General features: G+C 70.6%; 11 protein-coding genes. 4 read left to right on the top strand and 7 right to left on the bottom strand.

The genetic code is table 11. From position 1 onward, the window contains the following. Positions 1–62 precede the first annotated feature (62 nt). A complete protein-coding gene (locus tag AB0M73_RS35095) occupies positions 63–572 on the bottom strand; it encodes a glycoside hydrolase family 27 protein (RefSeq protein ID WP_363900120.1) in 510 nt (169 codons plus the stop codon). Next, positions 572–2,086, bottom strand: coding sequence for an RICIN domain-containing protein (locus AB0M73_RS35090; protein WP_363900117.1), 1,515 nt, complete (start codon positions 2,084–2,086; stop codon positions 572–574). Before AB0M73_RS35090 ends, AB0M73_RS35095 begins: the two co-directional genes overlap by 1 nt. 229 nt (positions 2,087–2,315) lie before the next feature. Between AB0M73_RS35090 and AB0M73_RS35085 the strand changes: the two genes are divergently transcribed. Genes AB0M73_RS35085 through AB0M73_RS35075 form a run of 3 tightly spaced genes read left to right on the top strand, consistent with a single transcriptional unit; the run spans position 2,316 to position 5,432 of the window. After that, positions 2,316–3,761 (top strand): hypothetical protein, encoded by a 1,446-nt coding sequence (locus AB0M73_RS35085; RefSeq protein ID WP_363900126.1) that lies wholly within the window; start codon positions 2,316–2,318, stop codon positions 3,759–3,761. Then, complete coding sequence (locus AB0M73_RS35080; RefSeq protein ID WP_363900114.1) at positions 3,758–4,783, top strand: hypothetical protein; 1,026 nt, start codon at positions 3,758–3,760, stop codon at positions 4,781–4,783. Before AB0M73_RS35085 ends, AB0M73_RS35080 begins: the two co-directional genes overlap by 4 nt. Before the next feature lie 28 nt (positions 4,784–4,811). Next, positions 4,812–5,432 (top strand): TetR/AcrR family transcriptional regulator, encoded by a 621-nt coding sequence (locus tag AB0M73_RS35075; RefSeq protein WP_363900112.1) that lies wholly within the window; start codon positions 4,812–4,814, stop codon positions 5,430–5,432. Here AB0M73_RS35075 and AB0M73_RS35070 read toward each other — a convergent pair. From AB0M73_RS35070 to AB0M73_RS35055, 4 genes are read right to left on the bottom strand one after another with little or no spacing between them, the layout of a single operon-like run. Beyond that, positions 5,404–6,474: a diacylglycerol kinase gene (locus tag AB0M73_RS35070; protein ID WP_363900109.1), complete on the bottom strand. Its 1,071-nt coding sequence runs from the start codon at positions 6,472–6,474 to the stop codon at positions 5,404–5,406. The genes AB0M73_RS35075 and AB0M73_RS35070 overlap by 29 nt on opposite strands. Before the next feature lie 17 nt (positions 6,475–6,491). Beyond that, positions 6,492–7,283, bottom strand: a complete 792-nt coding sequence (locus tag AB0M73_RS35065) for an SDR family oxidoreductase (RefSeq protein WP_363900107.1) — start codon at positions 7,281–7,283, stop codon at positions 6,492–6,494. Beyond that, entirely contained in the window at positions 7,280–8,449 is a 1,170-nt protein-coding gene (locus AB0M73_RS35060) for a sulfotransferase (protein ID WP_363900104.1), read from the bottom strand. Before AB0M73_RS35060 ends, AB0M73_RS35065 begins: the two co-directional genes overlap by 4 nt. A gap of 4 nt (positions 8,450–8,453) precedes the next feature. After that, positions 8,454–9,620 (bottom strand): hypothetical protein, encoded by a 1,167-nt coding sequence (locus AB0M73_RS35055; RefSeq protein WP_363900101.1) that lies wholly within the window; start codon positions 9,618–9,620, stop codon positions 8,454–8,456. A 102-nt stretch (positions 9,621–9,722) separates the two neighbouring features. Between AB0M73_RS35055 and AB0M73_RS35050 the strand changes: the two genes are divergently transcribed. Then, a complete protein-coding gene (locus AB0M73_RS35050) occupies positions 9,723–10,619 on the top strand; it encodes a helix-turn-helix domain-containing protein (RefSeq protein ID WP_363900123.1) in 897 nt (298 codons plus the stop codon). Here the strand turns inward: AB0M73_RS35050 and AB0M73_RS35045 are convergent. Next, the gene (locus AB0M73_RS35045; protein WP_363900099.1) at positions 10,588–11,064 is read right to left on the bottom strand and encodes a nuclear transport factor 2 family protein; all 477 of its coding nucleotides are present in this window, start codon (positions 11,062–11,064) and stop codon (positions 10,588–10,590) included. The two genes, AB0M73_RS35050 and AB0M73_RS35045, sit on opposite strands and share 32 nt — an antisense overlap. Positions 11,065–11,070 lie beyond the last annotated feature (6 nt).

Genomic DNA, 11,070 nt, shown 5'->3' with positions numbered 1-11,070 from the left:
ACCAAACCAGCAGCTCAGGGGACGTGACACCCGATCCGCCCGCAGGCCCAAGCGCCAGACTTTCAGTTGTCGTACTTCAGGTAGTCCACGCCCCAGGCGGCGAACCTCCGCGCGTCCTGCTGCTCGTGCCCGAGGCTGCCCGGGTAGCCGGCGCAGGTCGCGGTGCCGGCATCCTCGTAGATGCCCAGCAGGAGCCCCAGCGAGTGCACGTACGCGGCGGTGCCGGCGATGCCGTCCGGGAACTTCGCCGGGTCCGGCACCAGATTGCCGCTGCCGTCACGGTTGTGGGTCAGCCAGCAGTCGTCGATGTTGACGTATCGATAGCCGGCGGCGGCCATGCCGTTGTCGTGCATGGCCTTCGCGGTGGTCTTGATCAGCGACTCCGAGACGTTGCAGCCGTAGGCGTTCCAGTCGTTGAACCCCATCTGCGGTGTCCGCGCCAGGCCGTTGCCCAACGCCTCGGCCGGGCCGGCGGCGACGAGCGCGGCGGCGGGTGTCATCGCCACCGTCAACGCGAGGGCCACGGCGAGCCGGCCGACCCGCGATCGCGGGCGGAACCTGTTCAGGCGCATCAGGGTGCTCCTTGGGTACGGGCCGTGGAAGGCCGGGCCGATCGCGTCATCGCCGACAGCGACCAGGTCTGGTTGGCGCCGCCGTTGGTGATCCACTGGACGACGGCCGCCCCGCCGGCGGTGGAGCCGCCGGAGACGTCGGCGACCCAGCCGCTGCCGAGGTTGACCACCAGGTAGTCGGTGTCGGATGCCGAGGTGTAGTCGCCGACGGCGTCGAGAGCCCACTGCTGGCCGGCGCCGCCGTCGCAGGTCCGCTGGTCGAGTTGGGCGCCCTGGGCGGTGGAGCCGGCCGGGTCGTCGAGGCACTTGCCGCTGCCGACATTGCCGATCGTGTAGACGTTGCCGGCGCGCTGGGTCAGGGTCCAGCGCTGGTTGCCGGCCTGGTGGTCGGCCCACTGGATGATCTTGCCGCCGTCGGCGGCCGACCCGTCGCTGACGTCCATCACCAGGCCGCTGTGGGCATTGGTGAGCGTGCGGGTGCCGGCGGGCGGGTTCGACGAGCCCGCGGACCACGTGCCCGCGGCCGGGTCGAGACTCCAGGAGTTCTGCCACCCGACCGTCACGGTGGCGCCGGCGATCGTCATCGGCAGCCAGACCGCCGGGGAGGCCCCGAGATTGCCGGTGGTCCACCGGTCCCCCGCGTAGACGTAGCTGGTGCCGGCGCTGCCCGACACCGGGATGATGTTCGCGGTCTGGCTGTTGTACGTGTTGGTGCCGGCCGGGGTGAAGGGCCGAAACGCTGCCCAGGGCCCGCCCAGCGACGTCGCGGTCGAGTACACGTTGTCGTTGGTGCCCCACCCGGTCAGACGCGAGCCGAGCAGGTAGTACCGGCCGCCGTCCTTCACCATGGCCGGCGCTTCGTAGTCCGGCAGCACGGCAACCGCGGCGTCGACCGACAGGTAGTCGGCGGACAGCCGGTCGATGCGCAGTCCGTTGACGCGATCCTCGCTGAGCAGGTAGCCGGTGCCGTCGCTGTCCTGGAACAGCCCGAGGTCCCGGCTCACCTGCCCCAGCGGCCGAAAGCTGCCGCGATAGGCGTAGGGGCCGCACGGCGTCGTGCTGGTGGCCACGCCGACCTTGGCTTCGCCGTAGGACGGACTGTCGATGTGCAGGTACATCACGTACGTCCGGGTGGTCGCGTTGTACAGCACCTTCGGCCGCTCCACCACACGGTTCGGGCCGAGGTCGCCGCCGGCCTGCCGGACGAGGGCGTGTCCCCGCGGCGTCCAGTGCGCCAGATCCGTGCTGGCGTAGCAGGGAATGTCCTGGAACGACGTGTCGGCGGAGGTCTCGCCGGACTTGTCCTCGCCGAAGCCGTACCAGGTGGCGCCGACCTTGACGATGCCGAGGCCGTGCAACTGGAGGGCGGCGCCGCTGGTGTCCTGCCACGCCTTTCCCGGGGTGAACCCGACGGTCGCGGCCCGTGCGGGCGCGGCGATCAGGACGGCGCCCAGCACCGTCGCCAGCACGGCGATCACGCCGGCGCGGACACGCATCTCGATCCGTCGAGGCATGAATTCCCTTCCACGACAGTGGATCCCTGGACAGCAGTACCGATCCACCGGCGCGGGCGTCAAGACGCCGAGACGCCATCGCGGATTGCCCCAGGTGGCGGGCGATCTGGCCAGGTCTGCGGGGTGAAACATTCACCAGGCCACGACGAAGTGCCACCTTGACACCCGCACGGCGTCATTCATACATTAGGTGCCTGGTTGTATGAATGACGTTGGGGAGTTGGTCCGAGTGAAGCTCGGCAAGACCGCCGTCGTCCTGGGTGGCAGCGCCGCCGGCCTGTGCAGCGTCGGGGCGCTCGCCCCGCATTTCGACCACGTGGTGGTGCTCGAACGCGACGAGTTGCCGGCGGCGGCCGAGCACCGCCGCGGCGTGCCGCAGAGCAAGCACCCGCACTTCCTGCTGAACTCCGGCCGTCGCGCGATCGGGGCGCTGTTCCCCGGCTTCGAGGACGACCTCGTCGCCGCCGGCGGCCTGCATCTGATGCCGTCCATGGACGCCGCCTACCTCGACGGACAGGGCTGGTCCGCCCGCAAGCGCAGCACGATGACGATGATCTACAGCTCGCGGATCCTCATCGAGCGTGTGCTGCGCGACAAGGTGCGCGAGCTGGCCAACGTGACCGTCCGCGAAGGGGTCACGGTGAGCGGCCTGAGCACCCGCGACGGAGCGGTCACCGGCGTCCACGCCGACGGCGAGCACATCGACGCCGACCTCGTGGTGGACGCGATGGGCCGTGGCTCCGCCGTCAGCGGCTGGCTGGTGGCGGCGGGCTGGCCCGAACCCGAGGTGCGGACCCTCGACGCCAAGGTCACCTACACCTCGCGCTGGTACGAACTGCCGACACCCCGACCGCCCTCCTGGTGGTGGCAGCACCTGGTGATCATGCCGACCCCGGACAAGGGCGACCATCCGGCCGAGCACGAGTTCCTGGTGAACCTCTTCCCGATCGAGGGCAACCGCGTCATCGCCTGCATGGGCTCGTGGGGCCTGGAGATGCCGCGCACCACCGACACGTTCGTCGAGTCGGCGGCCCGGGTGCGGACGCCGTTGTTCGCCGACGCGATGGCTCGCTGCGCCCCGACCTCCGAGGTGCATCTGACCCGGTCCACCGGCAACAAGTGGCGACGCTACGACCGCCTCCGCCGGCCGCCGCTGGGTCTGGTGTTCGTCGGCGACTCGATCTGCGCGTTCAATCCGTTCTACGCGCAGGGCATCAGCTCCGCGTCGGGCTCGGCGTTGCTGCTGCGCCAGCACCTCGCCCGCGCCGCCCGTCTCGACGCGGACTTCACCGCGCGGTTCCTTGCCGCCCAACGCAAGCTGCTCCGTGTGCCGTGGTCGCTCGCGATGGCCAGGGACCAGGGCTACGAGTGCGCGGTGGGCACCGAGAAGCCGCCCGAGTGGCGACGCCGCGTCCTGGCGGCCGTGTCCGGTCCCGCGTTCAGTTTCATCGTCGGCGCCGCCCGGGAGGACGACGTGGTCGACGAGCATTTCGCCAAGGTGTTCAACCTCGACGAGTCGCTGGGCCAGATGCTGCGGAACCCTCGGGTGATCGCGGGGTTCCTCCGTCATTACGTCCGCAGCGCGTTGGGTCGGCAGCGGGTGCCCTTCGACTTCGATCCGCAGGCCGAGCCGCCGGCCACGGACTACTCCCCCGCCACCGCGGCGGCACGGTGAGCACCGATTGCGGGCCGGAGGCCGAGGCCGTCACCCGCGGCCTCGGCTTCGACTGCCACGACGTCGCGCCGGTGATCTCGGTCCGTTCTCCCTGGGATCTGGCCAACTGGACGATGCCGTTGCTGGAGGTGCTCGTCATCGGCGGCGCCGTCTTCGCGCTGGTGCACGCCATCCGCCGCTACCGGGCCGGTGACCGGATCAACCTGGCGCTGTGGTTCGCGTCGCTGGTCTACCTGTTCGTCATCGAGCCGCCGCTCTACTTCCCGGAGTGGTTCGGGCTCGACCAGATCTACGGTTTCATCTTCGCCCACAACCGTTTCACCGTGCAGTTCATGCAGGACCGGCTGCCGCTCTACATCGTGGCGTTCTACCCGATGTTCACCCAGCTCGCCTACGAGATCGTGCGGTCGCTCGGCGTCTTCCGGCGTGGCGCGCTGCTCGGCGCGGTGGCTGTCGCCCTGGTGTGCCAGGTGTTCTACGAGGTGTTCGACCAGGTCGGACCGCCGCTGCGGTGGTGGGCCTGGAACCCGGACAACGTCGTGGTCAACCATCCCGCGCTGGCGTCGGTGCCGATGACCAGCATGCTGCTGTTCGCGTCGGTCTCGATGGCCGCCATGACCTACCTGGTCGTGCGATTGGCCGGCAACGGCCGGCTGGTGCCCCGAATCCTGCTGGCCGGTGTGCTGACGCCGTTGGCGATGGTCATCGCGGGCGTCCCGTCCAGCGTCTTCCGTGACAACACCACCGCGCAGGCCTGGGTTCTCGGCATCGAGCTGGCCCTGGTCTGGCTGGCCGGCGGCTGGGTCATCGCCTCGACCCCTCGGACTTCCGACGAGCCGGTGTCCGCCTTCGCGCGGTACTACCCCGCCGTCTACCTGGGCGTGATGGCGGTGTGCTGGCTCAGCGCCCTCGGCATGGCCCCCGTCGGCAGCGGCCTCTACGCCCTGGCCTGCTTCCTCGGGGCCGGTCTGGTGCTGGCCGCGCTCTATCGGGTGCGGAGCCGGGCGCCGGCCACGGTCTGAGGCGCTCGGCTCGGGGATGATGGGGCGTATGGGGTACCACGGATGGCAGGGCAACCCGCCGAGGACCGAGGACGAGGCACGTCGCCGGATCGTCGAGGCGGCGACGGCGTGCATCGACCGGGCCGGGCTGGCCCGGACCAGCCTGTCCGACATCGCCGCCGAGGCCGGCGTGACCCGGCAGACCGTCTACCGGTACTTCCCGCGTCTGCCGGACATCCTCGCCGCCGTGGCCATCGCCGGCGTCGAGGCGTTCGCCGAGCGGATGCAGCGCCATCTGGCCTCGTTCGGCAGCCCGGCCGAGGTCGCCGTGGAATCGGTGCTGTTCAGCCTGCACACGGTTCCCCGCGAGCCCTATCTGGGCCTGCTCCTGGAGGCGGGCGAGGCCGACGTCTTCACCGGCGCGGTCACCTCGCCCCAGTCCTTCGCCCTCGGCGCCCGCATCCTGCGCGCCACACCGGTCGACTGGGCGGCGGTCGGCGTCACCACCGACCACGACTTCCAGGGGCTGGCCGAGATCCTGATGCGGCTGTTCCTGTCGTTCCTCCAGCACCCCTCGACGCCCGCACCCACCGACGACGATCTGCGGGCCCTGGTCCGCCGCTGGATCGGACCGGCCCTCGTCAGCCGCGAACCAGTCCGCGGCCGGTGATCAGCGGCAGGTCGAGTGCGGTGAGCAGGCCGGGCGGGGCGGCCACCACCGCCGGGATCGCGTTCACCAGGCGCATCGCGGTCGCCTTGAGGCCGGCTGTGTTGTGGTCGCCGTCCGAGCCGAGCAGCGTCAGGTCGAGCGTGTAGTTGGGCTCACCGGTGACCTCGACGCGGTAACAACCCTGGCCCGCCGGCTGTGGCCACTCCGGCCCGATGTCGGGACGCAGCCGGGTGACGTGCTCCAGCACGCACACGGGACGGCCGCCGCGCATTCCCCGCACCTCGAAGCGCAGTCCGGCGGCCGTGCCGGCGGCGATCTCGCCCGTGCCGATCCGGAAGGTCTCCGGCGCCGGCAGGCGCTGGTAGCTCTCCTGCACTTCGTCCAGCTCGATGTCCAAACCGGACGCGAGCTGACGAACCACGCTGCCCCAGGCCAGACTCAGCACGCCCGGCTGCAACAGCAGCGGGATCTCCTCCAGCGCGCCGCCGAATCCCATGATGTCGAACAGCACCTTGCGGTTGTGGTACGTGCTGTAGTCCAGGATCTCCAGGCAGCGCACCTGGTCGACGCGTTCGCTGATGCCGGTGAGCGCCAGCGGCAGCAGGTCGTTGGCGAAGCCGGGATCGATGCCGTTGACCCACAACGACACTCCGCCCTCGACCGCCGCTCGGCGAACCGGCTCCGACACCTCGTCGGGCACCGTGCCCCGCGGGAACTGGAGGAACACCGGGCTGCTGGAGACCACGTTGATGCCGGCCCGCAGGATGCGCCGGAGGTCGTCCATCGCCTCCACCAGCCGATCGTCGGCCATCGCCGTGTAGACGACGCAGTCGGGCCGCAACGCCAGCAACTCCTCGACGTCGCCGGTCGCGACGACGCCGAGTTTCCGGCCGAGTCCGGCGAGTTCGCCGGCGTCCCGGCCGACCTTGTCCACTGTGGACACCCAGCATCCGACCAGGTCCAGGTCCGGACGCGCGGCGATGCCCGCGATCGCGTGCCGGCCGACATTGCCGGTGCTCCACTGCACCACCCGATAAGCCACGGGCGCACTCTCCTCGCTCACAGGTCCGGCAGACCGAACTCCAGGTTGGGCACCTGGAGGCCACCGTCCACCTCGAACACCTTGCCGGTCACGTAACCGCCGGCGCCAGAGGCCAGATACACGGCCGTGGCCGCGATGTGGTCGGCGTGGCCGATGACGTGCAGGGGTGTGGCGGCCTCCATCTTGCCCCGCAGCTCGTCGTTGCGGACCACGATATCCAGCGCCGATGTCGCCACCGAGCCGACGGCGATCGCGTTGACCCGGATGCGCGGCGAGAGATCCGTTGCCGCCAACCGGGTGTAGTGCGCGAGCGCGGCCTTGGCCGTGCCGTAGGCGGCAAAGCCGCGGCCGGCGACCCGTCCCATCACGGACGAGATGTTCACGATCGCGCCGCCACCGTCGGCCAGCATCACCGGCACGGCGGCGACCGTCAGGGCATGCGCGGTGGACACGTTGAACCGGAAGGCCTCTTCGAGGAATTCGACGGTCGTCTCCAGCAACGGCCGCGGGTAGGTGCCGCCGACGTTGTTGACCACGATGTCGAGCCGCCCGAAGGTCTCCTGCGCCGCGCCGGCCAGCGCGGCGGCGGCGTCCGGGGCGCTCAGGTCGGCCGCCACGACGTGCGCCTTGCGGCCGGCCTGCTCGATCCGGGCGGCCACCTCGCGCAGCTCGGCCTCGGTGCGGGAGGAGATCACCACGTCCGCGCCGGCCTCGGCCAGCGCCACCGCCGTGGCCGCGCCGATGCCGCGGCCGGCGCCGGTGACCACGGCGACCTTGTCCGTCACCCGGAACAGATCGAAGATCGTCATAGCCCGTCCCCACCTTGTGCCCGCAGGTAGTCGGCGAAGCGCTCGTCGACCTCCTCGCCGGTCAACCCGAAGTCCGACAACTGGTAGCGGTGCGCCGGCTGCCGTTGGCCGGCGCTGTTTTCCGCGTGGATGGCCGTCATGGCCGCCTCCGCGCGGTCGGTCAGCGGCAGTCCGAAGTGCGCGTAGATCGCCCGCATGGTCCCGATCGGATCGCCGACCAGGTCCCGGTAACGCACGTCGAAGAACTGCGCCGGGTCGTGCTTGGCCCGGTCGGCGGTGAAGCGGTCCAGGCCCCGCGCCCACAGGTCGAACTGGTCCCGCCCGACGACATCGCCCTCGAACACCGTGGACCAGCCGGCACTGGCCTGCTGGTTCAGGCTGCACACCGATGCGATGACCGACCGCGGGGACCGGTGCGTCTGGATCACGAGTGCGTCGGGGTACGCGGCCAGCAGCGCGTCGAGGGCGAACAGGTGGCTGGGATTCTTGAGCACCCAGCGGCGATCGCGGTCGGGCAGGCCGATCAGCTGGAGGTTGCGCCGGTGCCGGCGGTAGGCCTCGGTCCAGTCCTGGCCGGCCAGCCAGCTGGAGTACGTCGGCAGGTGGGAGAGGCATTCGTAGGAGATCGACCGCATCGACTGACGCAGCAGCTGCCAGCACTCCTCGACCTCGTCGGCCGACATGTAGTGCAGCCCCATGAACTCGGGATGGTCGACGTGGTGGCGACGGTAGTTCTCCTCGATCGCCTGGAACACGGGGTTGCCGGCCCAGGTCTCGCGGGGCGGTCGGGGTTGCGGCACCTCAGTGAGCCACACCTGAAGGCCCTGGTGCGCCGGATCCGCGGCGAGCAACCGGTGCAGCGCGGTGGTTCCGGTGCGCGGCAGCCCCGTCACGAAGATGGGCCGCTCGATCGGCACCCGCGCATGCTCGGGATGCTGCTGCCACGCGGCCTCACTGAGCAGCCGGGACACCAGCGCCCCACGCAGGAAGGAGCGCATCACCTTGTTGCCCAACGGTGTCAGGCCGGCGTCGCGTTCGTAGGACGCCAGCAGCACGGCGAGTCCGTCGCGGTACTCGTCGTCGCCGAAGTCGGCCAACCCGGTGATCTTGGTCGCCGAGGCGTGCAGGTCCTCGACCGTGCCGACGCCGTCCCGTCCCCCGGTCATCGCCTCAGCCCAGCATCCGGTCGGCCACGGCGGCCCGGCGCACGGCGATCCGTGCCGCGTACTCGGCCGGCGTGATCCGGCTCTGCTCGTGGAACGGCAGCCGCTCCGGAAGTTCTTGCACGGCAACCACTTCCACCTCGGGGCCGTCCTCGGTGCTGAGCTCGCGGGCCAGTCGCTGCCAGCGGATCTGGAGGTAACCCCGGGCGTGGCCGGTGCACTCCAGCCAGTTGGCCAGACCCGGGTCGCGTTCGCTGACGACGAACCGGATCCGGCCGTCCGGGTCGACGCGGGCCTGGTCGGCGGTGAGGCTGGTCTGGTGGTTGATGTAGTCCAGCGACACGTACCACATGCTGCCGAGCTGAAAGCCCTGGTACGGCGCGTCCGACGCCGGCACGGTGACGATCATGGCCTGGTCGTCGGCCAGGTCGTAGTGGCCGACCGAGGAGAACTGGGTGCTCAGCCCGCCGGGCGTGGCCCGCGGCGCGGTCATCGTGTTGACCGGCAGCTTCAGGTAGAACCACTCGGGAAAGGCCAGGAAGGTGCGCAGCCGGCTGATCAGGATCTTGCCGGCGACACCGTAGCGCTTGGCCAGCACGTCCCTGGTCAGCGGCGGCGGTGCGCCGGTGGCGCCGGCCCGGCGGATGCGAATGCTGCCGGGCTGTTCGGTGCGCCAGTCGCTGAAGACCTCCCGCACGATGAGCATCGCCGACCCGGGCCCGAGGGTGAAGTAGTTCGGGCCGGCGTCCGCCTTGGCCGGGCCGAACCGCAGCTCGAACGAGCCGTCCGGACCGATCTCGAACGCCCGGTCGTCGAACGCGGTCAGGCTGTCCGGCACGTCCACCGGCGAGTAGTCCCCGTTGAGCACCTGGAAGCTGAGGTCGGCGGTGCTGCCGCGGCGGCCGGTCACCACGTATTCGCAGTCGTCGCGCAGATAGGCGTGGAAGTACAGGGTGTCCGGGTTGTCCAGGCCCAGCTTGGTGTACGGACCGGTGGACCGGACGAAGTACGGGAAGTCGCGCTGGTAGGCCCAGGCCATCTGCAGCGACGCCCGGATGCTGCCGGCCAGGTAGTCGTAGCCCTCGACGAGGTCCTGCTCGGTCCGGATGTGCGGGGCCTCGGCGATGACCTTCTCGGCCTCGGCGACGGCGTCGGCGAACGGCTGGGTGAGCACGGGCGGCTCCTTGACACCTCGGTTACGGCGGTACAAATATGTACCGATGCGGTACAAACGCCGACCCAGCCAGGCTAGAACGCGTTCTAGAAGTTGGCAATGGTGACCCGGCGCTCGCCGCCGACCGAGCGGGTGGTGGCGGTGCTGGACTTCCTGATCGCACACCCGGGCCGGCGCTTCGGCCTGTCCGAACTGGCCCGCGCGGTCGGGCTGGCCAAGCCGACCTGCCTCGGCATCGCCACCGAGCTGACCCGCGGCGGCTACCTGGTGCACGATCCGGCAACGAAGGCCTACCGGCTCGGTCCGGCGCTGATCGCCGCGGGACGCGTTGCCCAGAATGACTTCACGGCGGCGGCCCTGGCCCGGCGCGAACTCGCCGAGCTGAGCACCCGCTACGACACCGTCTGCACGGCGTCCGCCGTGGTCGGCGAGCAGATCATGGTGCTGGAGCGCAGCGGGCCGGCGCGGGCCGCCGCCACGGTCAAGGTCGGCCAGACCTACCCGTTCGCCCCGCCGGTCGGGCTGATGTACGTGTTGTGGGGCGGCGACCGGGCCCTCGACGAGTGGCTGGCCCGGCCGCCGACGCTGCCGTCCCGGACCGACCGCGCGCACCTGCGCCGTGTGGTCGGCGAATGCCGTGAACGCGGCTATCTGGTGGAAAGCCTGTCCCCCGCCGGCATGCGGCTGCACTCGCTGATGGCCGGCGTCGCCGCGTACGACCTGCCGGCCGAGGTGCGGGACCTGGTCGGCGAGATGGTGTCCAGCCTCGGCGAGCGGGTGTACCTCGGCGCGGACCTGGCGACACGGCGCAAACACCCGGTGAGCCTGATCGCCGCGCCGACCTTCGACGCCGACGGCCGGCAGGAGCTGGTGCTCACCCTGTACGTCGGCGAGGCCATCACCGGCGCCGAGATCGCCCGCCGCGGCGACGCGCTCGTCGCCGCGGCCGACACCGTCACCGAACAGGTCAGTGGACGGCGGCCCACCGGTTGGCGGTGAGCTTGAAGCCGGGCAGGTCGGTCTGCGTGAACATCGCCTCGTAGGTCCGGTCGTAGCCGGTGTGGCTGATCCGCCACACGCCGTCGTCCTCGCGCCGGTAGCGGTCCTCGTAGAAGGCGGCGCCCTGGATCACGACCTGACGATCGGTCGCGATCACGGTGTCCATCATGTTCCAGGTTCCCGTCGCCTCGTCGCCGTCGATGTCGATCTCGGCCTGGCCGGCGAAGTGCACGGTGATCACCTCCGGCCCGAGCCGGCGGCTCATGAACGTGGCGATCTCGTCCCGGCCGGCCAGCACCAGCCGGTCGCCGTAGACCGGGGTGCCGTAGTCGGCCGTGGCGTCGGCGGTCAGCGTCAGCGCGAACTCGGTCCAGCGCTTGAGGTCCAGGCTGCGCAGATAGCGGTGTTTGAGCCGGCGGATCTCCTCGATCGCGATCAGGTCCATCGGGGT

It is taken from the genome of Kutzneria sp. NPDC051319 (assembly GCF_040682195.1).
Classification (GTDB): domain Bacteria; phylum Actinomycetota; class Actinomycetes; order Mycobacteriales; family Pseudonocardiaceae; genus Kutzneria.
This window is presented reverse-complemented; position numbering and strand designations above follow the sequence as displayed.

Excerpts from the sequence above, each read along its gene's own strand:
- AB0M73_RS35095 (WP_363900120.1), bottom strand. The coding sequence starts at position 572 with ATGCGCCTGAACAGGTTCCGCCCGCGATCGCGGGTCGGCCGGCTCGCC.
- AB0M73_RS35090 (WP_363900117.1), bottom strand. The coding sequence starts at position 2,086 with ATGCCTCGACGGATCGAGATGCGTGTCCGCGCCGGCGTGATCGCCGTG.
- AB0M73_RS35075 (WP_363900112.1), top strand. The coding sequence starts at position 4,812 with ATGGGGTACCACGGATGGCAGGGCAACCCGCCGAGGACCGAGGACGAG.
- AB0M73_RS35065 (WP_363900107.1), bottom strand. The coding sequence starts at position 7,283 with ATGACGATCTTCGATCTGTTCCGGGTGACGGACAAGGTCGCCGTGGTC.
- AB0M73_RS35060 (WP_363900104.1), bottom strand. The coding sequence starts at position 8,449 with ATGACCGGGGGACGGGACGGCGTCGGCACGGTCGAGGACCTGCACGCC.
- AB0M73_RS35045 (WP_363900099.1), bottom strand. The coding sequence starts at position 11,064 with ATGGACCTGATCGCGATCGAGGAGATCCGCCGGCTCAAACACCGCTAT.